Annotated in this window: 26 protein-coding genes, 1 tRNA gene and 1 other RNA gene; 17 read left to right on the top strand and 11 right to left on the bottom strand. The window is 67.9% G+C overall.

Annotated elements, in window-relative coordinates; translation table 11 throughout:
- Window positions 1-18 precede the first annotated feature (18 nt).
- Window positions 19-1311, bottom strand: coding sequence for an aminotransferase class I/II-fold pyridoxal phosphate-dependent enzyme (locus A9W96_RS13110; RefSeq protein ID WP_156752937.1), 1293 nt, complete (start codon window positions 1309-1311; stop codon window positions 19-21).
- A gap of 160 nt (window positions 1312-1471) precedes the next feature.
- Window positions 1472-1568: signal recognition particle sRNA small type (ffs, locus tag A9W96_RS13105), an RNA gene on the bottom strand.
- A 76-nt stretch (window positions 1569-1644) separates the two neighbouring features.
- Between ffs and A9W96_RS13100 the strand changes: the two genes are divergently transcribed.
- Window positions 1645-1733: transfer RNA gene (locus tag A9W96_RS13100), tRNA-Ser, on the top strand.
- A gap of 88 nt (window positions 1734-1821) precedes the next feature.
- On the top strand, window positions 1822-2628 hold the full coding sequence (locus A9W96_RS13095; protein ID WP_067140259.1) for a hypothetical protein: 807 nt from the start codon (window positions 1822-1824) through the stop codon (window positions 2626-2628).
- Here A9W96_RS13095 and A9W96_RS13090 read toward each other — a convergent pair whose 3' ends face one another.
- Window positions 2629-3375 carry an enoyl-CoA hydratase/isomerase family protein gene (locus A9W96_RS13090; RefSeq protein ID WP_067140256.1) on the bottom strand — a complete coding sequence of 249 codons (747 nt, stop codon included), beginning with the start codon at window positions 3373-3375 and terminating at the stop codon, window positions 2629-2631. It abuts the gene before it with no gap.
- Window positions 3376-3383: 8 nt separating this feature from the next.
- Entirely contained in the window at window positions 3384-3764 is a 381-nt protein-coding gene (locus A9W96_RS13085) for a hypothetical protein (RefSeq protein ID WP_066868304.1), read from the bottom strand.
- A 175-nt stretch (window positions 3765-3939) separates the two neighbouring features.
- Here A9W96_RS13085 and A9W96_RS13080 point away from each other — a divergent pair, with 175 nt between their 5' ends.
- From A9W96_RS13080 to A9W96_RS13070, 3 genes are all read left to right on the top strand, one after another.
- Complete coding sequence (locus A9W96_RS13080) at window positions 3940-4398, top strand: lipoprotein LpqH (RefSeq protein ID WP_197498105.1); 459 nt, start codon at window positions 3940-3942, stop codon at window positions 4396-4398.
- A gap of 97 nt (window positions 4399-4495) precedes the next feature.
- The gene (locus tag A9W96_RS13075) at window positions 4496-6229 is read left to right on the top strand and encodes a hypothetical protein (RefSeq protein WP_067140254.1); all 1734 of its coding nucleotides are present in this window, start codon (window positions 4496-4498) and stop codon (window positions 6227-6229) included.
- Entirely contained in the window at window positions 6226-7611 is a 1386-nt protein-coding gene (locus A9W96_RS13070; protein WP_067140250.1) for a CHAT domain-containing protein, read from the top strand. Before A9W96_RS13075 ends, A9W96_RS13070 begins: the two co-directional genes overlap by 4 nt.
- A 3-nt stretch (window positions 7612-7614) precedes the next feature.
- On the opposite strand, the gene A9W96_RS13065 is transcribed toward A9W96_RS13070, so the two are convergent.
- Window positions 7615-7953 (bottom strand): hypothetical protein, encoded by a 339-nt coding sequence (locus A9W96_RS13065; RefSeq protein WP_066868296.1) that lies wholly within the window; start codon window positions 7951-7953, stop codon window positions 7615-7617.
- A 44-nt stretch (window positions 7954-7997) separates the two neighbouring features.
- Between A9W96_RS13065 and A9W96_RS13060 the strand changes: the two genes are divergently transcribed.
- Genes A9W96_RS13060 through A9W96_RS13050 form a run of 3 tightly spaced genes read left to right on the top strand, consistent with a single transcriptional unit; the run spans window position 7998 to window position 11556 of the window.
- Window positions 7998-9326, top strand: coding sequence for a hypothetical protein (locus A9W96_RS13060; protein ID WP_067140247.1), 1329 nt, complete (start codon window positions 7998-8000; stop codon window positions 9324-9326).
- Window positions 9323-10462, top strand: coding sequence for a hypothetical protein (locus A9W96_RS13055; RefSeq protein WP_067140244.1), 1140 nt, complete (start codon window positions 9323-9325; stop codon window positions 10460-10462). Before A9W96_RS13060 ends, A9W96_RS13055 begins: the two co-directional genes overlap by 4 nt.
- Window positions 10463-10500: 38 nt before the next feature.
- Window positions 10501-11556, top strand: a complete 1056-nt coding sequence (locus A9W96_RS13050; protein ID WP_067140241.1) for a dihydrodipicolinate reductase — start codon at window positions 10501-10503, stop codon at window positions 11554-11556.
- A 52-nt stretch (window positions 11557-11608) separates the two neighbouring features.
- Here the strand turns inward: A9W96_RS13050 and A9W96_RS13045 are convergent, their stop codons facing one another.
- Entirely contained in the window at window positions 11609-12202 is a 594-nt protein-coding gene (locus tag A9W96_RS13045) for a TetR/AcrR family transcriptional regulator (protein ID WP_066868288.1), read from the bottom strand.
- A gap of 188 nt (window positions 12203-12390) precedes the next feature.
- Here A9W96_RS13045 and A9W96_RS13040 point away from each other — a divergent pair, with 188 nt between their 5' ends.
- Window positions 12391-13410, top strand: coding sequence for a phosphotransferase (locus A9W96_RS13040; RefSeq protein WP_066878799.1), 1020 nt, complete (start codon window positions 12391-12393; stop codon window positions 13408-13410).
- A 15-nt stretch (window positions 13411-13425) separates the two neighbouring features.
- Here the strand turns inward: A9W96_RS13040 and A9W96_RS32175 are convergent, their stop codons facing one another.
- Window positions 13426-13590, bottom strand: coding sequence for a hypothetical protein (locus A9W96_RS32175; protein ID WP_197498103.1), 165 nt, complete (start codon window positions 13588-13590; stop codon window positions 13426-13428).
- Window positions 13591-13651: 61 nt separating this feature from the next.
- Here A9W96_RS32175 and A9W96_RS13030 point away from each other — a divergent pair, with 61 nt between their 5' ends.
- From A9W96_RS13030 to A9W96_RS13020, 3 genes are read left to right on the top strand one after another with little or no spacing between them, the layout of a single operon-like run.
- Window positions 13652-13825, top strand: coding sequence for a CsbD family protein (locus A9W96_RS13030; protein ID WP_066868284.1), 174 nt, complete (start codon window positions 13652-13654; stop codon window positions 13823-13825).
- A 26-nt stretch (window positions 13826-13851) separates the two neighbouring features.
- Window positions 13852-14547, top strand: coding sequence for a cutinase family protein (locus tag A9W96_RS13025; protein ID WP_067140298.1), 696 nt, complete (start codon window positions 13852-13854; stop codon window positions 14545-14547).
- A 26-nt stretch (window positions 14548-14573) separates the two neighbouring features.
- Window positions 14574-15560 (top strand): SDR family NAD(P)-dependent oxidoreductase, encoded by a 987-nt coding sequence (locus A9W96_RS13020; protein ID WP_067140238.1) that lies wholly within the window; start codon window positions 14574-14576, stop codon window positions 15558-15560.
- 12 nt (window positions 15561-15572) lie between these two features.
- Here A9W96_RS13020 and A9W96_RS13015 read toward each other — a convergent pair whose 3' ends face one another.
- Both A9W96_RS13015 and A9W96_RS13010 read right to left on the bottom strand, forming a co-directional pair.
- Entirely contained in the window at window positions 15573-15962 is a 390-nt protein-coding gene (locus tag A9W96_RS13015) for a PPOX class F420-dependent oxidoreductase (RefSeq protein WP_066868280.1), read from the bottom strand.
- 143 nt (window positions 15963-16105) lie between these two features.
- On the bottom strand, window positions 16106-16810 hold the full coding sequence (locus A9W96_RS13010; RefSeq protein WP_066868278.1) for an SDR family NAD(P)-dependent oxidoreductase: 705 nt from the start codon (window positions 16808-16810) through the stop codon (window positions 16106-16108).
- 139 nt (window positions 16811-16949) lie between these two features.
- Between A9W96_RS13010 and A9W96_RS13005 the strand changes: the two genes are divergently transcribed.
- From A9W96_RS13005 to A9W96_RS12985, 5 genes are all read left to right on the top strand, one after another.
- Window positions 16950-17915: a TIGR03621 family F420-dependent LLM class oxidoreductase gene (locus A9W96_RS13005; RefSeq protein ID WP_066868275.1), complete on the top strand. Its 966-nt coding sequence runs from the start codon at window positions 16950-16952 to the stop codon at window positions 17913-17915.
- Between the two features lie 102 nt (window positions 17916-18017).
- Window positions 18018-18899, top strand: a complete 882-nt coding sequence (locus A9W96_RS13000; RefSeq protein ID WP_066868273.1) for an enoyl-CoA hydratase/isomerase family protein — start codon at window positions 18018-18020, stop codon at window positions 18897-18899.
- Complete coding sequence (locus tag A9W96_RS12995) at window positions 18896-20212, top strand: aromatic ring-hydroxylating dioxygenase subunit alpha (RefSeq protein WP_067140235.1); 1317 nt, start codon at window positions 18896-18898, stop codon at window positions 20210-20212. Before A9W96_RS13000 ends, A9W96_RS12995 begins: the two co-directional genes overlap by 4 nt.
- Window positions 20209-20535: a hypothetical protein gene (locus A9W96_RS12990; RefSeq protein WP_066868269.1), complete on the top strand. Its 327-nt coding sequence runs from the start codon at window positions 20209-20211 to the stop codon at window positions 20533-20535. The genes A9W96_RS12995 and A9W96_RS12990 overlap by 4 nt, the downstream gene beginning before the upstream one ends.
- Window positions 20536-20607: 72 nt before the next feature.
- A complete protein-coding gene (locus A9W96_RS12985; protein WP_067140233.1) occupies window positions 20608-21165 on the top strand; it encodes a TetR/AcrR family transcriptional regulator in 558 nt (185 codons plus the stop codon).
- A 26-nt stretch (window positions 21166-21191) separates the two neighbouring features.
- Here the strand turns inward: A9W96_RS12985 and A9W96_RS12980 are convergent, their stop codons facing one another.
- Together A9W96_RS12980 and A9W96_RS12975 are read right to left on the bottom strand one after the other, a co-directional pair.
- The gene (locus A9W96_RS12980; protein ID WP_066868266.1) at window positions 21192-22394 is read right to left on the bottom strand and encodes a cytochrome P450; all 1203 of its coding nucleotides are present in this window, start codon (window positions 22392-22394) and stop codon (window positions 21192-21194) included.
- A gap of 10 nt (window positions 22395-22404) precedes the next feature.
- Window positions 22405-22844, bottom strand: a 440-nt coding sequence (locus A9W96_RS12975; RefSeq protein ID WP_156765226.1) for an SDR family oxidoreductase, incomplete at its 5' end; no start/stop codon positions are given.

Below are 22844 nucleotides of genomic sequence, written 5' to 3'. Positions count from 1 at the left end.
GCGGCCCGGCGGGGTCGGCTAGTTCACACTCGAGGCGGACGACGCCAGCAGCGACTCCGACGCCGCGAGCAAGGCGCAGGTGGCCAGGCCGTCGACGGCCTCGCGCAGGTCCGGCAGCGACGGGAAGGTCGGCGCGATCCGAATGTTGGTGTCCTTCGGATCTTTCCGGTACGGGAACGACGCACCGGCCTCGGTCACCGCGATACCCGCGTCCTTGGCCAGCGCGACGGTCCGCTTGGCCGTGCCGGGCAGCACGTCGAGGCTGATGAAGTAGCCGCCCTTGGGGTCGGTCCAGGACGCGATTTTGGAGTCGCTGAGCCGCTGATCCAGGATCTCGGCGGCCAGGGCGAACTTCGGCGCCAGGATCTGCTGGTGCCGCAGCATGTGCAGGCGCACGCCGTCGGCGTCACGGAAGAAGCGCAGGTGCCGCAGCTGGTTGACCTTGTCGGGTCCGATCGATTTCTTCGACGCGTACTGCAGGTACCACGCGATGTTGCCCAGCGATCCGCCCAAGAAGCTCACGCCGGCGCCGGCGAAGGTGATCTTGGAGGTGGATGCGAACACGTACGGGCGATGGGGGTTGCCGGCGGCGGCCGCCAGCCCGAGCACGTCGACCTGCCGGATGAAGTCGTGCGTCAGAGTGTGCACCGCATAGGCGTTGTCCCAGAACAGCCGGAAGTCCGGCGCCGCCGTCCGCATCTGGACCAGCCGCAGGACGGTGTCCCAGGAGTAGGTGACCCCGGTCGGGTTGCCGAACACCGGCACCGTCCACATGCCCTTGATGGCCGGGTCGGCGGCGACCAGCTCTTCGATCAGGTCGACGTCGGGCCCGTCGGACAGCACCGGGACGGGGATCATCTCGATGCCCATCGTCTCGGTGATGGCGAAGTGCCGGTCGTAGCCGGGGACGGGGCACAGGAACTTGACGGTCGGTTCGTCCTTCCAGGGCCGCTGCGAGTCCACGCCGCCGTACAGCATCGAGAAGGCGACGAGGTCGTGCATCAGTTCCAGGCTGGAGTTGTTGCCCGCGATCAGGTTCTGCACCGGGATGCCGAGCAGCTCGCCGAAGATGGCCCGCAGTTCGGGCAGGCCGTGCAGGCCGCCGTAGTTGCGGGCGTCGGTCCCCTCGCTGTCGCGGTAGTCGTCGCCGGGCAGGCTCAGCAGCTGGTTGGACAGGTCCAGCTGGGCGGGGGCCGGTTTCCCGCGGGTCAGGTCCAGAGAAAGCTTCTTGGCCTGCAGGGCCGCGTAATCCTGCTGGTGGCGGGCGTTTGCGGCCGCGAGCTCGGCCGGGGTGAGGGACTCCAGCGACACCGTGAACCCTTTCGCTGTCGGCATTGGTGGCGGCCGCAAGCGCGGCGCCGGGGGTACCTCCCGCTTGCGGGGGGACCGGGCGCGGCGGGTCGTCACCGATGATGCATAGCGGCGATCGCAAGCGCGGCAGCCCCGCGCGCAGCGGGTCGGCACCCATTTGACCTAGGGGACCCCGCGCACCCGACAGAGCCCATTGACCCTTGCTGCCTTCCGGCCCTGGGGGAGTTCACAGGATAGACGCCGCGCGGGGTCCAGCGATGAGTCTAATACCTGCCCCGGGGTGGACGACGAGCAACTGGCGGCGGCCGTTGGGCCCTCGGTTACCATGGCCACGGAGGATTCGCCTAGTGGCCTATGGCGCTCGCCTGGAACGCGGGTTGGGTTAACAGCCCTCGCGGGTTCAAATCCCGCATCCTCCGCCATTTGTCCGCCTAGCGGACAGGTACGAATTGATATGGATTCGGGTCGGCCGCCTTAGGCTGGCGTGAATTCACCAGCACGAGGAGGGGTATGGGGCGCAAGATCGCCGTGCCATGGCACCTGGTGTTCGCCCTCGCTGCCGGCGCCCTCTACTTCTTCTTCGTGTTGCCCCGCTGGCCGGAGCTGATGGGCGACACCTCACGCACGCTGGGGATGGCGCTGCGCATCGTGACGGGCGCCCTCATTGCGCTCGCGGCGCTGCCGGTGGTGTTTACCCAGCTGCGCACCCGCAAGCCCGAGCTGGGGACGCCGCAGCTGGCCTTGTCCATCAGGATCTGGTCGATCGTGGCCCACGTGCTGGCCGGTGTGCTGATCATCGGGACGGCGATCAGCGAGATCTGGCTGAGCCTGGACGCCGCCGGGCGGTGGCTGTTCGGCATCTACGGCGCCGCCGCCGCGATCGCGTTGCTCGGCTTTTTCGCCTTCTACCTCTCCTTCGTCGCCGAGCTGCCCCCGCCGCCGCCCAAACCGATCAAGGCGAAGAAGCCCAAGAAGCGTCGCGTGCGGCGCAAGAAGGGCGAGGAGGCCGACACCGAGACGGCCGCCGACGAGGCCGAGGCGGACGAGGAGGAGACCGCCGCCGGGGAAGTCGAAGAGACCGCGGACGCCGAGCAGGCTGAGCCGGCCGCGGAGCCCGCCGTGGCCACCGAGCCCAAGCCGGAGCCGGCAACCGAGGCAACACCGATCGAGGACGCCGAAGCGGCCGAGGGCGACGAGCCCGACGAGTCGCGGGCCAAGTTGCGGAACCGGCGCCCGACCGGCAAGGGGTCGCACCGAATGCGGCGCAGGCGCACGCCGACCGGTGTCGCCCTGGACGAAACCGTCGACGAGAACTAGTCAGCGGCGCCGCAGCCGCTCCACATAGGCGGCGATCCGTTCCAGCGTCTCGTCCGTGCCCCACATCCGGCGAACCTCGTCATCCACACCGCGGGCCTCCTGGATCCGCGCCGTCGTCGGGGCATGCAGCTGGGTCTTGGTCTGCCGGTAGGCGTCGGGCGGGATGCTGCCCAGGTCCGACGCCTCCGCCAGCGCCGCCTCGAGGAGCTCGTCGTCGACGACGCGGTGGGCCAGTCCGCGGGCCACCGCCTCCGCGCCCCGATAGTTGCGGCCGCCCAGCAGCACCTCGTCGGCGTGCACCCCGCACGCGTAACGCATGACCTCCAGCGCGGCGACGGGGAACGGGACCCCGACGCGCACCTCGGCCGCGCCGATCTGCGCCTGCGGGCTGATCAGGCGGCGGTCGCAGGCGCACGCCAGGACGCAGCCGCCCGCGATGGCGGCGCCGTTGATCGCGGCGACGGTGGGTCCCGGATAGCCGAACATCGCCTCGAAGGCCGCGGACAGCGCGGGGACCAGCCGATCGGTGTAGCCGGCGCCGCCCTGCACCACTCGGTTGAGGTCGACGCCGGCGCTGAAGGCGCGGCCGGCACCGGTGACGACCAGCGCACCGGCGTCCGAACGCGCCAGCTCGTTCACCGCCGAAGCCAGCTCTTCGAGCAGCTCGACATCCTGGGCGTTGACCGGACCCGACGACAGGGTCAGCACCTGCACGGATCCCACGGTGTCGATGTCGATCACGATCATCCCTTCGTTCAGCCGCCGATGGCCGCGAGGACCACGGGAATGTCCGTGTTCTCGTCGGTGTGATAACTCGCGCAGACGCGGTGGTAGCCGTCGGCGATCTGCACCGGAACCCCGGTGCGGAAGTCACCGCGCACCAGCAGGATGGGTGACAGCGGCAGGCCCTTCTCGATCTTGGTCAGGTCCGCGGCGACGTGCGGATTGTCCACCGGCAGCAGGCCCAGCCGCGCCGCCCGCAGAATGTCCTTGGCCTTGCGGTGTGTCACCGTCCCGGACTTGAGCTTTTTGATCGCCTTTTTCACGGTTTGTGCGCCCGCAAGCATGCTGAGGTAATCCGCTGCGGCCGGAAAGTCATGGGCCTCAGGCTTTTCCAGCCATTTCACGCTGAGCATCGCGGTACTCCCTTCGCCGGCTCCGACACCGACGCAGCCTACCGCCGGGCCGGCCGAAATTTGGGATCGGTAGCGGCTGTCGCGGTCTGTACTGACGCCAGGACGACGCCATCGGGGCGGCGCACGAAGGAAGGAACCACAAGTGAAACGTCTTCTCGCAGCTGCGATTGGGACCCTGGGCTGCGCCGCGGCTTCAGTGGCCCTGGTGGGGTGCTCGAGCGGCGGCCACTCGGCCGCACCGGCGTCGAGCACGGCGCCCAGCGCCTCCACGGGCACCAGCGCGCAGGTCAAGGTGGGCGGTACCGACCTCGCGGGCGTGAACCCCGCGTCGGTGACCTGCGTGCGGACCGGCGGCAAGATCAACATCGGCAGCGGCTCCACTGGCGGCGCCCAGCAGGCGCTGGCCGTGGTGCTCACCGACGAGGCCAACCCGAAGGTGCAGTCGCTGGCCCTGGTTGTCGACGGCAACGCCCTGGCGGTCAGCGACAACATGGGCGCGAAGGTGGGTTCGGCCAACGTCGCGGTGGACGGCAAGACCTACACCATCACCGGTCAGGCGCAGGGCGCCGACATGAAGAACCCGATGGCGGGAATGATCACCAAGGACTTCAACATCAAGGTGTCCTGCGGCTGATCGGTTGCGGCCCTCGAGCGGCGGACGTGCCTCACTCACGCGTCCGCCGCTCGCGGTTTGGCCAACCAGGCAGCACTCGCGGACTTATGATGCAGCCGTGTCGATCCCGGACGAATTGGACGAGGCGCGTCGTTTGGCGTTCGCCGTCGATGAGTCCGGTGCCCGCGAACTGCTGCTGTCGCTAATTCCGCGGATCGAACGCGACGACCGGGATGACCTCATGCTGGAAGCCCTTGGGCAGCTTGGCGAGATCTACCTGGCGCGCGGGGCGTACGACGGGGTCCGCGAATCCGTCCGGCGCATCGAAGACTGCCTGGCGATCTACGCCGCTATCGCCGCGGGCACGATGCCGGATGCGGCCGAGCGGGTGCGACTGTCCGACGGCGAGATCGCGCGGATGACCCGCCGGTACTCGCGACGGGCGCAGTTCCTGCGCACCGGGTTGGCCGCCGCGCTGGGCAATCACGAGGCCGCGGCGGCCGGGCTGGAGTCGTTGTGCGCCAACGACTCCGGAGAAGACCACCCCGACCTCGCCGGCGAACACCGGTACCTGTGCACCCACGCGCGGATCCTGTGCGCCACCGCGTTGTGCGACGACGACCTGCATGTGCGGTCAGTTCCGTTGTGGGAACAGGTTCTTGACAACATCCGTCAAGCCGGCGATGGCGGTGAGCGCGCCGACCACCTGTGGATCACCGGCGCCACCGGGTACGGCAGGTTCTGCGTGGAGACGGGGCGGTTGAAGGAGGCCGAGCCGTGGCTGCGCCGCGCCGAAGCGCGGGCGGCGGCTATGGGTTGGGAACTGGCCACAGCCGGAGCGCAATTGGAGCGCGCGGCGGCGCGCTGGGCGGCCAACGACCATGCCGGCACCGAGGAACTTGTCGGTCAGGCCTACCCCGTCATCGCCCGCCACGACCGGGCCAACGACGTCGCCCGGTGCTGGCTGTACCTGGGACTCACCCGGCTGGGATCCGGTGCCCTGGAAGCCGCCGACGAATGCTGGGGACATGCCGAACGGCACTGGCGCGAACTGGGAAAGCCGCTGCCCCTGCATCGGATCCTGTTGCAGCGCAGCTGGATCGCCATCTTCTGGAGCCGCTTTTCCGACGCCGTCGAGCTCATCGCGCAGGCCCGCGAATTGCTGGACTCCTCGCCACGCAGCAGCTGGCTGCAGTACGCCCAGCTGGACAATCAGCTCGGAACGGTCTGGCGCGCCGACGCTTTGGCGGACCTGGGTTTTGACAGCTCGGGCGACCCCGACGAGACGCTGCAGGAAACCGAGGCGCGCCAGGCCGAGGGGCTCGGCATCCTGCGCGGCGAGGTCGGCACGCCGGAGTACTGGCGCGGAATGTCCAAGCTCGAACAGGCAGCCGAGCTCAAGGTGCCGGCCGCCCTGGCGGTCGACTCGGTGCGTTATTCGATCGCCGACGCCGATGCGCGGGCACGCTGGGCCACCGGCATCTCGGCGCCCATCCTGGCCGGTGCCTTCGCGGTCGCCTGGGAGTGGGAGAACACCGCGCTGATCAGCGAGCTGGTCGAATATCACAGCGCGCGAGGCGCTTTCGAGGGGCTGCAGCGACCGCGGATCGGCGAATGGGCTTCGACGGCTGTCGCATCGGTTCCCGTCGAGGCGGAAACGGAGCCCGCCGCGCTGGCCGCCGCGGGCCCGCCGATTGCGGGTGGCGCGTCGCTGACCAGGCTGGGCCCGTTGCCGCCGTTGCAAATGCAACCGGGGGCGGCGCCGATCCTGAGTCACTATCGGGCGCTGGCTTTGCAGCGCTACGGGCGCGAGGTCACCGCGGCCGAGCCCGCCTGGTCGACGTTCCCATGAGTGAGCCCGACCGGCTGACCCTGGTGCTGCGCTACGCCGACCTCGGCATCGCCACCTACGCCAGTCTGCGGATCGTCGGCCAGCCGTCCAGAACCGTCACCTGGGTGCTGGAAGAACCGCTGCTGCTGGCCGCGCTGCAGGAACTCACCGCTGCCCTGCCCGAGCCGCACGGCGCCGAAAGCCGCCGCGACGCCATCGGGCGCGCGCTGACCACGGGACCGTTCGCCACGCCGGACACCGAACTCACAGTCGCCTACATCCTCGGGGTGTTGCTCATCGGCACGGCGGGGTGGCAGCTGCTGGCCGAATGCGCGGCCTCGCCGCGGGCGGTGCTGTTCGTCTCGCCCAGCGCACGGCTGGCCCGGGTGCCGTGGGGGCTGCTGGCGATCCCGAAATCGGGTCCGAGCAAGGAAGAACTGGTGCGTGCGCGCCAGGATGCGATCACCTCCAGCGGCCGCACCGCGGCCCAAATCCCCTGGCGGCTAGCCGAAATCGCGGAATTGACCGACGGCCATCGGTTGATGGAACTGGTCGACGTGCTGATGGCGGTGCCGCCCAACATCGTGCACTCGCCGCGCACGCCGGGCGACTGGGAGGCCCGGCGTGATGGGCCACCGCTGCTGATTCTGGATCCTCGGGTGCCTGGTCAACGGCCCGATTCCGCCCTCGGATCGGTGTTGGGTCGGCCCGCGCCGGACACGCCGGTGGCGCAGCACTTCGCCGCCGTCATGCGGCGCCGGCCCGTGCTGCCACACGCCGACACCAGCGTCGACCTGTTCCGCCGCCAGGACGCCGACCGCGGGTGGCTCGCCGGCCTGCTCGGTCAGCACCCGTGCCGACTGCTCTACGTCGGGCATGCGAGTTCGGCGGACGACCAGCACGATCACCCGACCCGGGCGGACCGGGCGGCCCTGCATTTGGCCGATACGGCGGACATCCCCGGCGATGCCGACGCGATCGGCGACCATCGCCCACTGACCGCCTCGGACCTGATGACCCTGCGGTTGCCGATGCCGCCCCGGGTAGCGCTGCTGGCCTGCGGATCGGGCGGTGACTATCAGTTCGACGAGGCCACCGGGCTGGTGGCGGCGATGATCCTGAACGGCGCGCAGCTGGTGACCGCGACGTTGTGGTCGCTGCCGACGACCGCCGCCTACCGGCAATTCACCGGGTCGACCGACACTGTCGGCGACCAGCCGGGCGATCCGATGGCCGATCTGGTGGCTGCCGTGGACACCGCCCACGACACCGCCGAGGAGGCGGGATGCGCGGTGAATCGGTGGCAGCGGGAGCGGATGCGGCGCTGGCGCGACGGTGATGTCGAGGCCAGCCCGCTGTATTGGGCGGCCTTGGTCACGTTCGCCGTGGACGGCGCGCGGTAGCGCTCACAACGAGGCCACCCAGGCCGCGTGTACGGCCAGCACGTCGTCGGGCAGCGAAAGCTCCTCGCGGGCCGTCGGATCGAAGGCCACCAGCACGACCAGGCCCGGCCGCAGCACGGACAGGTCCGGGCCACCGTCGCATCGCGCCAGCTTGCCGATGAACGTCTCGCCCGAAACGGCCACCACCTCGATGAAGACCTGGCGCTTGACCTTGCGCACGGTGCCGACCCCCACGGTGCGGTTTCCGGCGTCGCGACGGCGGCGCGACCGGAGCCAGTCGGCCAGCGGCAACAGTGTGTTCATGCGATCAGCGTCCCGCCGCGCACCGGCTACCGAACCCAACTTTATGGCTGCCGCAAAGTTTGCGATGGCCCTATTCTGTGCAGATGAGCGCCGACCCGCAGGTAGCGACCGCCGCGGTGGGCGAGGCGGCGGGCCATCCGCGGCGCTCGGTGATCGAGGCGGCGTGGCGGGCCATCGGCCCCGGCGTGGAGGTGCTCAGCGGTGACGACGGCGGCCCGTTGAGCCGGACCGTCAAACGCATCCTCGACCCGTTGGTGCTGCGGCTGCGATCCAATCCCGGCTATTCGGCCCCGGTCGTCACGCCCGAGACGGCGGCGGCCATGCACGATCTCATCATCGGCTGCGGCTCCGAATTGCGTTCGGCCGCAGCCTGGTTCGAGGCGCTCAAGCTCGAGCGCCGCAGGCAGCGGATTCGCACCGGGAACGCCCAGGAACTGTATTTCCCGGTCTGCTTCGAACTCGCCGTGACGAAAGGCCCACCGACGCCGCAGGATTACGAGACCGCGGCGGCAGTGCTCGGCGAGATCCACCGCGATCGCGATCGCACCGCGATCGAGGTCCTGCATCGATACGTGGCCGATGCCGATGTCGTTGCCACGCTGGCCGAACAGTTGGAACGCAGTTGGCGCGACGTCCGGGCGGGAGAAGCCGTCATCGAGCCGTTGCGGGCCGAGCTCGGCACGGTGTTGGGTGCCGTCGCCGGCCATGGCGCCGCGGCGGCCCGTCAGCGCGCCTGGTCGGCGATGATCACCGACCCCACCCCGTATAACCTGGGCGCGCTGGCCCGCACCGATACCGGCCAATTGCCCTGGTCGATCGTCGAGCTGGGACTGAGTTCGGTTGCCCCGCAACGCCCTCCGGCGATTTCACCGGGTGCCGACGGTGATCGCCCGCTGGATCGCAGTGTGGTGGACCGGGTGCGGGCGACCCTGCGACGCGCCCTGGATCGTGACGCGCTACCCGAAATCCCCATGTTGTGCGAGGAAGAGGTCGACCGGGCCTGCGCGCCGTGGGGGCTGCTGGCCGAGGACAACCAAGCCACGCTGGTGGCCGGCATCGAGGTCGCGGTCGAGCTGGCTCCGCTGGACCCGTCCGCATCGTGCCGCTACGACCTGGCCACGCAGATACAGGCGCGGCTGCGCAAGGAAGCGTACGTGTTGCACGCCCGGCGGTATCTGGCCGAGAACGGCCCGATTCATCCACGGCAACGGCAAGTGGTCGACGATCTCGCGGCCTTCGCGCAGCCCTACCTGAGCCGGCTGTGGGCGCGGCTGCACGGACGTGACGTCTGGCAGGAACGCTGTGACGACGTCGACGACGTGCGCGCGCTGCTGGACGGAGTGGCCCGGTCGGTGAGTCTGGATCACCGGCAGCGAATCAAAGCGATGCTGGAATTGCAGGTGGCCGGATGAGACTGGTTGCCGATTCCGGGCTTTGGAGCACAGGGCCGGTAAACCCCGCTGCCGCAACACCTCTGATCGCCCTGCTGGAGGTCAGCGGTGCGGTGCTGTCGTGGACGCTGGACGACCCCGACGACGCGGCGCCGCACCTCACGTTCACCGACGTGTCGCGCGCGGACTGGTTGTGGCGCGTCCTCGGTGAAGCCGGACACGTCGCGCTGGTGTCGGCCGTGGACGGCGCGACCGGTCCACCGCGCACGATCGAGCTCGCGGGCGTCGACCCGGCGCCGGGCTCGGTCGCCCCGCTGCGCAGGCTCGCCACCGGCCATTGGCTGCGCCGGTGGTGGCCCGCCAGCAGGCAGGACGGACTCGCCGGCCTGGACCGCGCGCTGCTTGACGTCGAGGTTGCGCTGCTGACCGCCGGCGCGCAGGGCTTCTTCGCCGACGACACGCTGGATTCGGATGTGGCACAGCTGCTTGCGCCGCACGCCGCCGCGCTGATGAGCCAGGTGCGCAGCGATGATTCACGCGTCGTGGACCTGGTCCGGGCCGGCGCCGGCCTCGCCGAAGAGGTCGGCGTCGGTGGCGACGAATGGTCTGAACTCACTGCGGCGCTTGATGATTCGAGTTTCGTTCTGGCATTGCCCACCGATCGCCGCGATGACTACGCGCTGGCCGCCGGCGCGGGCGCGGGTCCGCGCGGCGCGGGCGCGATAGCCCGTGGTGTCGCCACCATCGCCTGGAGCGGGGTTGCGCCCGCGGTCTTCGATGCCGGCGAAAACACCGTCGACTGGAGCATCGAGGCCCGCGACTCGACGGTCGTCGCCGTGGTGCAGGCCGCCGTCATCGGGCCGGACCCGGCCACCGGCATCGCGGTGCGGCTGCGTTCCGCAGCCATCGAGGGCCGCGGCACCCTGGACGCCACCGGCCGCGCAACCGTCCAGCTCGCCGACCGCCAGGGGCGCCCCCTGACGGAGTCGGCGGCCTGGGACCACGACTGGTCGGCGACCTCGGTTCTGGTGGGCGCAGAAACCACGGAATCCCCGCAGATCCGGGAGCGGGTGCGGCGCTGGGCTCGGTCGCGGCTGGATCGGCCGCCGCGCGACGCCTTCCTCGCCGAAATATTGGCCTCGGAATCTGCCTATTAGGCCTACTAAGAACCCCGGTCATTCCCTATGCTGAGCGAGTGCCAAACACCTATCGAGTGGTTCAGTGGAACACCGGAAACGTCGGCAAGAGCTCGCTGAAATCGATCGTGACCAACCCAACCCTCGAACTGGTGGGCTGCTACGCCTGGTCGGCGGAGAAGGCGGGCCGTGACGCCGGCGAACTCGTCGGGATCGAGCCGCTCGGGATCGCGGCCACCAACGACATCGATGAGCTGCTGGCGCTGAAGCCGGACTGCGTGGTCTACAACCCGATGTGGATCAACGTGGACGAACTGGTCCGCATTCTGTCCGCGGGCGTCAACGTGGTGACCACGGCGTCGTTCATCACCGGCCACAATCTCGGCGAGGGTCGCGACCGCATCTTGGAGGCCTGCGAGAAGGGCGGCTCCACCATCTTCGGGTCCGGAGTCAGCCCCGGCTTCGCCGAACTGTTGGCCATCGTGTCGGCCATGGTCTGCAACCGGATCGACAAGGTCACCGTCAACGAGGCCGCCGACACCACCTTCTATGACTCGCCGGAGACCGAGAAGCCCGTCGGCTTCGGCCAGCCGATCGACCATCCCGACCTACCGGCGATGGCGGCGAAGGGCACCGCCATTTTCGGCGAGGCCGTCCGGTTGGTGGGTGACGCGCTGGGCGTCGAGCTCGACGAGGTGCGCTGCGTCGCCGAGTTCGCCCAGACCACCGAGGATCTCGTGATGGCGTCCTGGACCATCCCGGCCGGACACGTCGCGGGCGCCTACATCAGCTGGCAGGGCGTCGTCAACGACAAGACGCTGATCGACCTCAACGTCCGGTGGAAAAAGGGCCAGACCCTGGAACCCGACTGGAAGATCGAGCAGGATGGCTGGGTCATCCAGATCGACGGCCAGCCCACGGTCACCACCAAGGTCGGCTTCCTGCCGCCGCCGTACTTCGAGGCCACGACGCTCGAGGAATTCATGGACCTCGGCCACATCATGACGGCCGTGCCGGCCATCAACGGGATCGCCGCCGTCGTCGCCGCGGCGCCAGGCATCGCCACCTACGCCGATCTTCCGCTGACACTGCCGCGCGGCAACGCAAAGATCTAGTTCCCAAGCGCCGTCCGTCGCCGACCTGGCTTGGGATAGCCGCCTTCGCGGATCAGCGCGCGGCGCCGTCGAGAAGTGCGTCGAGGAGTCCGTCGAACTCGGTCGCGGGCGGGCCGCCGGCCGGTATGCCGGTCAGCACGCGCAGCAGCAGGGTGCCGATCAGCGCGTTCGCGACCGAATCGAGATCCGCGTCGGCCTGCAAGTGGCCGTCGCCGGCGGCGCGGCGCAGGCGGGCCAACAGCCCGGCGTGCTGGGGGATGCTGAGCTGTTGGTAGAGCGCCTCGTTATCCGCCGCGCTTGCGGCCGCGGCGGCAATCAGCGCCCGTATGAGCGCTGCGCTCGCCGGGTCGGCGATGAATTCCGCGTGCTCGACGAGCCAGGAGCGCAGATCGGCTCGTAGGTCGCCGGTGTCGGGGACCTCGAACGAGCCGCCTCGACCGTAGGCGTCCAAGACGGCATCTGCGACGAGTGGGGCTTTCGACGGCCAGCGGCGGTACAACGTCTTCTTGCCCACTTTGGCGTGGGCGGCCACCTTCTCCATCGACAACTCGGCGTAACTGCCCACCGCCAACAGATCCCGGGTGGCCACCAGGATCGCATCGTCAAGCTGCATGTCGCGCGGTCTGCCGCCCCTCATCTGAGGCATGAGGGCGAGCTTAGATCAGCCCGAGCCCTTCCAAAGGGTGCGCCACATGCGGTAACTTCCCCTCCTAGCCAGTAACGACACGGTCCGTGTCGTTACTGGCACACCACGGCCGCCACGACGAGAGGATCCTGGTGCGCACGCTGCCGCTGTCGGTGCCGCAGAGCTGGGACGACATCACCCCGGCCTGGATGTCGGCGGCCCTCGCGGAGAGTCACCCCGATGCCGTCGTCGACGAGGTGGCCGTCGAGCTCCGCGACGACGGCACCAACCGGCGCGCCCGACTAGCGCTGAGCTACTCGGCCGGCGACGGTCCGGCCACCGTATTCGTCAAGGCCGCCGATCCGGCTCACAAAGAGCTGATCCGGATGACCAGCGGGATGTTCCACGAGCCGCGGTTATTCATGTCCGGTGTTCCCCTGCCGCTCGAACACCCGGCGGTGTACACCGCTGTGATCGATGAAGACGCCTACGACTTCATCATGGTCATGGAGGATCTGAACGCACGCGCGGCGGATCCGCGTGACTCGCTCCGCCCGCTGACCGTCGAGGAGGCCGCCTCCGGAGTGCGCGCCCTGGGCCGACTGCACGGCCGATACTGGGGCGAGCGCGTACTGCGACATCCGGGTCTCGTCTGGCTCGAACCGTTCCTGCCCTTCGACGGCCTGCAATACGCCCCGCTGCCGTCGGCCCTGGAACTCCTCGATCACGACACTCCCGCCGAGGTGCTGAATCTGACCATCGACCATCTCGTCGAGTCAGTGTGGAAGCCGTACATCCGGACCCTGACCTCATCGCCCCAGACGTTGCTGCACGGCGATCCACACATCGGCAACACCTACGTCACGCCACACGGCGAAGTAGGGTTCCTGGACTGGCAGATGACGCGCCGGGGAAACTGGTCACTTGACCTCGGCTACTTCCTGCAGGGCGCTCTGACGGTTGATGATCGCCGCAGGCACGAACGCAGCCTCCTCGACGAATACCGCGATGCGCTCGCGCTGTCCGCCAACGAGATTCCGTCCCCGGCAGAGGTTTGGTTGCGCTATCGCGCGTCGGTCGCACACGGGTTGGCTTTGTGGCTGTGCACGGCCAGCGCCGGCGGGGGACTCTGGCAACGCGTCGAAGTCGCCGCGGCCCTGGCTCAGCGATACGCGGTCGCCTTCGGCGACTTGGAGAGCGCGGCCGCGATCGCCGCGATTGCGAGCTGAACTCGCGGCACCCCGTCAGGGGGTCGGTGGGTCCGGAGGCGGGTCAGCATCCGTACCGGGGGGTTGCACGGTGGGCGAGTCCCCCAAATAGCGCCTCAGGCGCAGCAGCTGATTGATCACCATGCCGATGCCGAGCAGCATCAACCCCGCCACTACCGCCACCACGATTGCGGTGCTCACGAATCCATGATGACAGCAGCGCGGGTTTTGGCAGCCGCCATTGCTGGGTAGCCACAGCGGCATGAGCAACGAAGACAAGCTGAAGAACAAGATCGAGGACCTCGGCGGCCGGGCCAAGGAGGCAGTCGGCAAGGCGACCGGCGATCACGACACCAAAAACGAGGGCAGGGCGGACCAGGCGAAGTCCAGCCTGAAGGACGCCGGTGAAAAGGTGAAGGACGCCTTCAAGAAGTAATGAACTGCCGCGATGGGTCGGCCGCCATGTTGGCGCGCCGACTGTCGATTAGTCTGCTTTCCGCGGCGGCGGTGTGCGGTGCGCTGATGGCCGGCGCGCCGGCGCCGACCGCGGCGGCCGAGCCGTGCCCGGACGTCGAGGTCGTTTTCGCCCGGGGATCGGGCGAGGCGCCCGGCGTCGGCGGGATCGGCCAGCCCTTCGTCGACGCGTTGCGCTCACAGGTCGGCGGCAGGTCACTGACCGTGTATCCGGTGAATTACCCTGCCAGCACTGACTTTTCGAGCCCGGACTTTCCGTTGACCGTCATCGACGGTATCCGCGACGCCAGTTCGCACATCGAGTCGATGGCCGCGAACTGTCCCAACACCAAAGAGGTGCTCGGCGGCTACTCGCAGGGCGCTGCCGTCGCGGGATACACCACCTCGGCCGCCGTGCCCCCGGGGGTGCCCGCGTCCGCGGTACCCCCGCCGATGCCGCCCGACGTCGCCAAGCACGTCGCCGCCGTGACGCTGTTCGGAACGCCGTCGGGTCAGTTCCTGCAGAAGTACAACGCACCGCCGCTGACCATCGGCCCGTTGTATCAGCCCAAGACCCTGGAGTTGTGCGCGCAGGGTGACCCGGTCTGCGGCAAGGGCGACGGCAGTGATTTCGCCGCGCACACGTCATATCCGATCAACGGCATGACGAACCAAGCGGCCAACTTCGCCTCGAGCCACCTGTAGATTCGGCGGTCTTGCAGAATGAGGCCATGCGGGTTCTGATCACGGGCGGTACCGGATTCGTCGGCGGCTGGACCGCCAAGGCCATCTCCGATGCCGGGCACTCCGTCAGGTTCCTGGTGCGAAACCCCGACAAGTTGCAGACCACCGTCGCCAAGCTGGGCGTGGACGTCTCGGACTTCGCCGTCGCCGACATCACCGACCGGGTCGCCGTGCGGGAGGCGTTGCAGGGCTGCGACGCCGTCGTGCACAGCGCCGCACTGGTGGCCACCGACCCCCGTCAGACCGCCGAGATGCTCGCCACCAATATGCAAGGCGCGCAGAACGTCCTGGGGCAGTCGGTCGAGCTGGGCCTGGACCCCATCGTCCACGTATCCAGCTTCACCGCGCTGTTCCATCCCGACCTGGAGACGTTGACGGCGGACCTGCCGGTGGTGGGCGGCGCGGATGGATACGGAACCTCCAAGGCACAGGTCGAGATCTACGCCCGGGGCCTGCAGGATGCCGGCGCGCCGGTCAACATCACCTATCCGGGCATGGTGCTCGGCCCGCCGGTCGGCGACCAGTTCGGCGAGGCCGGCGAGGGTGTGCGATCCGCGCTGCAGATGCACGCGATCCCGGGCCGCAGCGCGGCGTGGCTGATCGTCGACGTACGGGACCTGGCCGCGCTGCACGCGGCCCTACTCGAACCCGGGCACGGACCCCGCCGCTACACCGCCGGCGGTCATCGGGTGCCCGCGGCGGACCTGGCCAACCTGCTCGGCGAGGTCGCGGGGACGCCGATGGTCGCCGTCCCCATCCCGGACACGGCGCTGCGCGTGGCGGGCGCGGTGCTGGATCGAGCGAACCGCTTCCTGCCCTTCGAAACGCCGTTCACATGGGCCGGAATGCAGTACTACACGCAAATGCCGGCCTCCGACGATTCCCCGAGCGAACGAGAACTCGGCATCACCTACCGGGATCCGCAGGAGACGGTCGGAGATACTTTTGAGGCCATTCGCTCCGAGGGCTCCTAGCCGCGCGGGCTGTCAGGCCGCGGGCTTGATCTCCAGGCCGACGTGCACCTTGTCGATGCCGCCGCGGACGATCGTGTGCGCATAGAACCACCACGCGTGATACCAATACCGCTTGAGGACGGCGTTGTAGACCCGCCGCGTCTCGGATTTCGGTAACACCCGGGCGACGGCTTCGACCTCGTCGCTCTTGGGTTTGCCCAGCGCCGCGCTCTTGGCGATTGTCACCCTGGGAGTGTTGTTGATTCGCTTGGTTTTCCACGAGCCGTCGTCGGTGATCACCAACAATTTGTCGTCACCGTCGGGCACGCCCCAGATCGGCGTCGGTTTCGGACGCCCGTCCTTGGTGAATGTCGTCAACAGCAGGTATTTGGATTGAATGACGTCCTTGAAGCTGGTGGCCACCGGGATTCCTTGTCTGTGGATGGATGCCCCACCCATTCCCCGATCGCGAACTTCCCAATCATGGGATGGTCAGCCCGGCGCCGCCGACCAGCGGAGCATCCCGCTCGCGCATCAATCCCGTTGGGAATCCAAGTGTTTGGTGTTCAGGTGTTGCGCCCGCCGTTGACGCCCAGTATCTGGCCGGTGATGTAGCCGGCCTCCTCGGAGACAAAGAAGGCGCAGGCCGCGGCGATGTCCTCCGGCTTGCCCACGCGACGCACCGGGGTGCGTTGGATGTGGTCCTCCACGGTCCCACCGAGCAGGTGGCGCCGCTCGGCGCTGCGCAGCATCGGGGTATCGACGAAGCCCGGCGGCACCGCATTGACGGTGATGCCCACTGGTCCGTATTCGAGGGCCAGCGATTTGGTCAGCCCGTTCACCGCGGACTTCGCGGCGACGTAGTGAGCCATGAACGGCTGCCCGGAGTGCGTGCTGGACGACGAGATGTTGACGATGCGCCCCCATTTCGCCTCGACCATGTCGGGCAGCACGGCCTGGACGGTGTGGAAAACGCCGTGCAGGTTGACGTCGATCACCTTCGACCATTGCTCGAAGGACATGTCCGAGAACTTCGCGAACCCTTCCACGCCTGCCGCATTGACCAACACCAGAATCGGGCCAAACGCCTTGCGGATGGCCGCTATCGCGGCATCGACCTGAGCGCGGTCCGTGACATCGGCGCCATAACCGAACCCGTCATCGGTGACAGCCAGATCGAGCACGGCCACCTGAAACCCGTCGCTGCGCAACCGCTCGGCGACGGCACGGCCGATCCCCGAGGCGCCGCCGGTAACGACCGCCGTCTTCACGCGCGCATCACCTCGGCTTTCCTGAGCGACCGCCCAAACATGGGCTCCACATGCCTATCACCCGGCCGCCGCGACGGTCAAGACGCGACATCTCGGATTCGCCTTGATTCGGTTCCGCCGCCCCGCTTAGGGTCCGTTGATGGGCAGACCCCCGTTTCGGTTCGGAGTGCAGGCGACCAATGCCGCCGACGCGCGCGCGTGGCGCGACACCGTTCGCCGCGTCGAAGACCTCGGCTACACAACGCTTTTCCTCGCCGACCACTACCTGGGGCCGGGGCCCGCGCAGCGCCAGGCGCGCACCCCGCGCCAGGACCTGGCACCGGTCGCGGCGATGGCTGCGGCGGCGGCCTGGACCGACACCTTGCGCATCGGTTGCCGCGTCTTCTGCATCGATTACCACGTGCCCGCGGTGCTGGCCAAGGAGGCGGCGACGCTCGACCTGCTCTCCGAGGGCCGGCTCGAATTCGGTATCGGCGCCGGCTGGAGCGGCGTCGAGTACGCCGCGATGGGCCTCGAATTCGACCGGCCGGGCCGGCGGATCGCCAAGCTGGCCGAGGTGGTCTCGCTGATCAAGGCCCATTGGCGGGGCGAGGAACTCGACTGCTCGGGCGAGTTCGTCGGGGTACGCGGCTATGCGGGCCGGCCGCGACCGGTGCAACAACCGCATCCGCCGGTCATGATCGGCGGCGGCGGACAGCGCGTCCTCACGCTGGCCGGGCGCGAAGCCGACATCGTCAGCATCTCCAGCGTGCCCTTTGTGGCGCGCGACGCCGACGGGCTGGACCCACAGGCGGTGGCCGAGCGCCGAATCGGGTTCGTGCGGGCCGCCGCCGGGGAGCGCTACGGCCGCCTCGACGTCGAAAGCTCGCCGTACTTCACCGAGATCACCGACGACCCCGAGGCGGTACTGGCCGGGCTGGCGGCGTCGACGGGCATCACCGCCGAGTTGTTACGGGACCATCCGAATGTCCTGATCGGCTCGGCGGAATACGTTGTGGAGAAGCTGCATTCGCGCCGGGAAAGCCTGGGCGTCAACTACGTCACCGTGCAGCAGTCACAGATCGAATCCTTCGCACCGGTGGTGGCCCGCCTGCACGGACGGTGAACCTTGACCCCCGCGACTTCAGGTGCAAGCATGGCAGCTATCGGAGTTTGGGCGATCGCTCAAACGAGCTGGCTGACAATTTGTCGGGAATGAGACGGCCCAATGGCGAAGCGCACCAGATACAGCGAATACCACGATCGCTACGCGAATTATCGGCTCGAGCTCTCCGAGGACGGCATCCTGTTGATGCAGTGCCACACCAACGGCGGCAGCCTGGTGTGGGACTGGCGGGCACACGACGAGATGTCGGATGTGTTCGCCGATATCGCGGGCGACCGCGAGATCAAGGTGCTCATCCACACCGGAACCGGCGAGAACTACAACGCCAACTGGGGACGCATGCCCAACGGCGACCCGGTCGACAAACCCGACTATCTTTTGATGCCGGGCACCCGCGGCCTGCTGAAGCTCGACGAAAAAGCCTGGTACGCGCGTCATTTGATCACCAATGTGCTCGATGTCGACGTGCCGATGATCAGCGCGGTGAACGGGCCGTGCAACATGCACTCCGAGGTGCCGCTGCTCGGCGACATCGTGCTGGCCGCCGAAGACGCCTACTTTCAGGACGCCTCGCACTTTCCGCGCGGCCAGGTGCCCGGCGACGGCCAGCATGTCATCTGGAGCTTTCTGGCCGGCCACACCCGGGCCCGCTATTTCCTGCTGACCGGCATGAAGCTCGGCGCCCAGGAGGCCAAGGAGTGGGGGGTGGTCAACGAGGTGCTGCCCAAGGACCAATTACTGGACAGGGCTTGGGAACTCGCCCGCGAACTGGTCAAGCGCCCACCACTGACGCTGCGTTACTCGCGGCAGCTGTTCACCAATCCGCTCAAGCGTGCCTTCATCGACGAGCTCGGCCACGGGTTGGCCCGGGAGACCTACGCGCAGCGCGCCTTCTTCCCGTTCGGCGGCGAGATGGCGCCGCTGGACCGGGCCTGGGACGCGGAGCCATGGTCGACACCGAGCAATGGCGGAGCCCCGTCATGACCGGCATCCAGCAGCGCCTGTCGACCGGGCGGGGCAAGTTCACCACCGACTATCCCGAGCTGGGGACTGCGCCGGTCAGCTACGAGGACTCGATCTCCGAGGAGTTCTTCACCGCCGAACGCAAGGCCGTCTTCGAGCGAAACTGGTTGTGCGTTGGACGCATCGAACGGCTGCCCCGTAAGGGCTCCTACTTCACTCGCGATCTGCCCGGGCGCCTCGCCTCGATCGTGATCGCCCGAGACCGCGACGACACCGTGCACGCCTTCCACAACGTGTGCGCGCACCGCGGCAACAAGGTGGTCTGGCAGGAGCACCCGGGCCGCGAAACGTCGGGCACCTGTAGGGCATTCGCGTGCAAGTACCACGGGTGGCGCTACGGCCTGGACGGCAAGGTCAACCACATCACTAACGAGGGCGAGTTCTTCGACCTCGACAGGAGCACACTGCGCATGCCCCCGGTGCACTGCGAGGTCTGGGCGGGTTTCATCTTCGTCAACCTCGCCTCCGAACAAGAAGGGGCACCGGTGCCGTTGCGTGACTTCCTCGGCGACGGATTGCTGGGCATCGAGGCCTATCCCTTCGAGAGGATGACGCAGCACTACGGGTTTTCCACCCGCATCAACGGGAACTGGAAGCTGGCCGTCGATTCGGTCTGCGAGTCGTATCACCCGCCGTATGTGCACGGCCGCTTCATCGATCCCGACGTCTCCAAGGCCGAGAAGATGGTGCCGCCCGTCGACTCTTACCACTACGAACTGTTCCGGCCCCACATGCTCACCTCGGTGCCCGGGCCGCCACCGCTGCCACCGCGCGAGCCCGGCACCGCGGGACCGGCCCGCCAGGACCAGCGCTGGGTGTACAAGCTGTTCCGCGCCGGGCTGTTCGGGCCCGACGACGTTCCCGACCTGGGCTTCGGAGCGCCGCAACCGAATTTCCTCAACCGCGGCGACATCGCCTCGTGGGGCAACGACCAGTTCTGGGTGTTCCCGAACATCTCGATCCAGATCTGGGCCCGCGGCTACTACATCACCTACACCTATTGGCCCGAGACGGTCGACTCGCACATTTACGAGATCGACATGTATTTCCTGCCACCGGCCAACGCCGCCGAACGCCTGGCCCAGGAACTGGTGGTCGACAGCACGATCGAGTTCGCGATGCAGGACGTGAACACGATCGAGGCGACCCATTCTGCCCTGAAAACCCGCGCGCAGAACAGCTTTCACCTCAGCGACCAGGAACTGCTCATCCGCCAGTTCCACACCGTCATTCGCGACACGGTGGATGCCTATCGATCCGGAGAGTCGTCATGACGCTGCCTGCCGGTTTCACCGACCTCGAACCGTTCGTCGACGATTGGGCGTTGCCGACCCGCGCGCAGCGCTACGAGGCGCGACTGGCCAAGCCCTACGACGACCTCGTCACCTTCTACGACGCCATCGCCCCACGAGCGGAGGAGGCGATCGCATACCTGAACGGGCTCGACATCAACGCGTTACCGGACGAGGCGACCAGGCTGCTGCACCTGCTGTATTCGATGATCCTGGTCTCCTACGCCGTCAACGTGTTCAAACAGAACCGCATCCCGGACTCCGGTGCCGCGTTCTTCGACATGGTCGCCGAGCCGGTTCCCTGACCGGACCTGTGATAAGACCACACAGTGACCGCATCCCATCGACCGAAGCCGCGTGACTCGACTACGCGCGACATGCTGGTGGCCGCCACGAGTCAGATCATGCTCGAGGAGGGCTACGCCGCGGCCACGTCACGGCGGGTAGCGGCGAAGGCCGGCGTCAAACCGGCCCTGGTGCACTACTACTTCCCCACCATGGACGAGCTGTATCTGGCCGTCTTTCGCCGCGGGGCCGCGATCTACCTGGAGCGCCAGCAGCAGGCGTTGTCCTCCGACCGGCCGCTGCACGCCTTCTGGGCGACGCTCATCGAACCCAAGGACACCCGGCTGCTGCTGGAGTTCATGGGACTTGCCAACCATCGCAAGGAGATTCGGGCCGAAATCTCGGCATGGTCGGAGCGCTGGCGCGAACAGCAGATCACCGCGCTGAACTTCATCGTTCGCGAGCACGAGCTCGACACGGACGAATTCCCGCCAGCGGCCCTGGCGGTCGTCATCGCCTCCATCGGGCGCACACTGATCCTCGAGCAGGGCCTCGGTACCCACGGCGGCCATGACGAGGCCATCGCGTTGGTCAATCGCTTCCTGGACCGATTCGAGATGCCCACGCCGAAGAAACGCCGCGGCAGCTGACGCGGCCGGTTAAGCGCCAGCCGTTCTCAGGGCAGCACGACCCGCAGTCGCTCCCAGCCGCGGACGGTCGACGTCGATGCCAATTGCGCCGTGTCGTAATCGATGTCCCATTCGGGCCACCGGTTGAGGATCTCGTCCAGCGCGACGCGGCCCTCGAGGCGGGCCAGGTTGGCACCCAGACAGTAGTGCACGCCCTTACCGAAGGTGATGTGCGAGATGTTGTCGCGGCGGATGTCGTAGGTGTCGGGGTCGGTGTAGCGGCGGTGATCGCGATTGGCGGCGCCGAACAGCAGCAGCATCGCGCTGCCGGCCGGCACCGTCGTGCCGTAACACTCGAAATCCCTTGCCATCCAACGGGCGACGTGCGGACCGGTGGGTTCGAATCGCAGCGTCTCGTCGACGGTGCGGGTCAACAGTGACCGGTCCCGGTAGACCTCGCGGCGCTGGTCGGGGTGCTCGGCGAGCACTTTGGCCAGCCAGCCGATCAGCCGGCCGGTGGTCTCGTTTCCGGCCCCGGCGACCACCTGCGTGTAGTGCAGCACCTCCTTGCGGGTCAGCTTGCGGTGCACGCCGTTCTCGTCGTCGAATTCGACGTTGAGCAGCGTCGTCATCAAATCGTCCGAGGGGTTCTTGGAACGCCATTCGACGTAGTCGGCGTAGATGCGGCCGTCGGCGATGGAGTCGGCGTCGGCGACCTTCAACGGCGCACCCGGCTTGGTGCGCAGGTTGGCGTCGTTGGCGTCGCGCACCGAGATCTGTTCGGACTCCGGGATTCCCAACAGCATTCCGATCACGCGCATCGGCATCATGGATGCCAGCTCGGCGATGATGTCGAAACCCCCGGAGCCGACCAGCGGGTCCAGGCAGCGCACGCAGTATTGCCGGATCTGGTCCTCGAGCGCGGCCATCCGGCGGGGGGTGAACACCCGCGACATCAGGCCGCGCAGCCTCGAGTGTTCGGGCGGGTCCTGGAACATCATGACGCCGCCGGGCATGTCGAATTTCGACTGGACGAGCTCGAGGATGTCGCTTCGTCTGTTGGAGAAGGTCTCCCAGTTGGCCAGGCCGCGTTCGACGTCGGAATGCCTTGACAGCGCCCAGAAGTCGTAGCGCTCGTTGTAGTAGATCGGCGCTTCCTCGCGCAGCCGCGCGTAGATCGGGTACGGGTTGGCATTGATGTCGACGTCGTAGGGGTCGTAGTAGACGTCGGTGTCGTTGGTGACCGTCATCGATGCTTCCTTACTTCAGGCAGCTGCCGGCGTCCACCGGGAGCGCGACCCCGGTGATGTAGCGGGCCTCGTCGGAGGCCAGGAACAGCACGGCATTGCTGATGTCCTGGGCGGTGACCCACGGGATCGGCAGCGTGTGGAAGGTCTGGCAGATCGGCGCGAGATCGTCGGGTCCAGGGTTGTCCAGATCGGGGCGAAACGCGTGGAAAGTGCCCTCGTTGATCAGCAGCGGCGTGTTCACATGGGTCGGCAACACGGCATTGACCCGAATCATCTTGTGTCCCAATTCGACTGCGAACGCGCGCATCAGCCCTATCACGCCGTGCTTGGCCGACGTGTAGTGCCCGGTGTGCAGGTAGGCCTTCTTGCCGGCGACCGACGAGGTCAGGATGATCGAACCGCCGCGGCCGCCCTCCAGCAGGTGCGGGACACCGGCCTTGACCGTCTTCC

It is taken from the genome of Mycobacterium sp. 1245852.3 (assembly GCF_001669335.1).
Lineage (GTDB): Bacteria > Actinomycetota > Actinomycetes > Mycobacteriales > Mycobacteriaceae > Mycobacterium > Mycobacterium europaeum_A.
This window is presented reverse-complemented; position numbering and strand designations above follow the sequence as displayed.

Coding starts and splice junctions, on each gene's coding strand:
- A9W96_RS13095 (WP_067140259.1), top strand. CDS start 1,822: ATGGGGCGCAAGATCGCCGTGCCATGGCACCTGGTGTTCGCCCTCGCT.
- A9W96_RS13090 (WP_067140256.1), bottom strand. CDS start 3,375: ATGATCGTGATCGACATCGACACCGTGGGATCCGTGCAGGTGCTGACC.
- A9W96_RS13085 (WP_066868304.1), bottom strand. CDS start 3,764: ATGCTCAGCGTGAAATGGCTGGAAAAGCCTGAGGCCCATGACTTTCCG.
- A9W96_RS13070 (WP_067140250.1), top strand. CDS start 6,226: ATGAGTGAGCCCGACCGGCTGACCCTGGTGCTGCGCTACGCCGACCTC.
- A9W96_RS13060 (WP_067140247.1), top strand. CDS start 7,998: ATGAGCGCCGACCCGCAGGTAGCGACCGCCGCGGTGGGCGAGGCGGCG.
- A9W96_RS13055 (WP_067140244.1), top strand. CDS start 9,323: ATGAGACTGGTTGCCGATTCCGGGCTTTGGAGCACAGGGCCGGTAAAC.
- A9W96_RS13045 (WP_066868288.1), bottom strand. CDS start 12,202: ATGCCTCAGATGAGGGGCGGCAGACCGCGCGACATGCAGCTTGACGAT.
- A9W96_RS13040 (WP_066878799.1), top strand. CDS start 12,391: ATGTCGGCGGCCCTCGCGGAGAGTCACCCCGATGCCGTCGTCGACGAG.
- A9W96_RS13030 (WP_066868284.1), top strand. CDS start 13,652: ATGAGCAACGAAGACAAGCTGAAGAACAAGATCGAGGACCTCGGCGGC.
- A9W96_RS13025 (WP_067140298.1), top strand. CDS start 13,852: ATGTTGGCGCGCCGACTGTCGATTAGTCTGCTTTCCGCGGCGGCGGTG.
- A9W96_RS13020 (WP_067140238.1), top strand. CDS start 14,574: ATGCGGGTTCTGATCACGGGCGGTACCGGATTCGTCGGCGGCTGGACC.
- A9W96_RS13005 (WP_066868275.1), top strand. CDS start 16,950: ATGGGCAGACCCCCGTTTCGGTTCGGAGTGCAGGCGACCAATGCCGCC.
- A9W96_RS13000 (WP_066868273.1), top strand. CDS start 18,018: ATGGCGAAGCGCACCAGATACAGCGAATACCACGATCGCTACGCGAAT.
- A9W96_RS12995 (WP_067140235.1), top strand. CDS start 18,896: ATGACCGGCATCCAGCAGCGCCTGTCGACCGGGCGGGGCAAGTTCACC.
- A9W96_RS12990 (WP_066868269.1), top strand. CDS start 20,209: ATGACGCTGCCTGCCGGTTTCACCGACCTCGAACCGTTCGTCGACGAT.
- A9W96_RS12985 (WP_067140233.1), top strand. CDS start 20,608: ATGCTGGTGGCCGCCACGAGTCAGATCATGCTCGAGGAGGGCTACGCC.
- A9W96_RS12980 (WP_066868266.1), bottom strand. CDS start 22,394: ATGACGGTCACCAACGACACCGACGTCTACTACGACCCCTACGACGTC.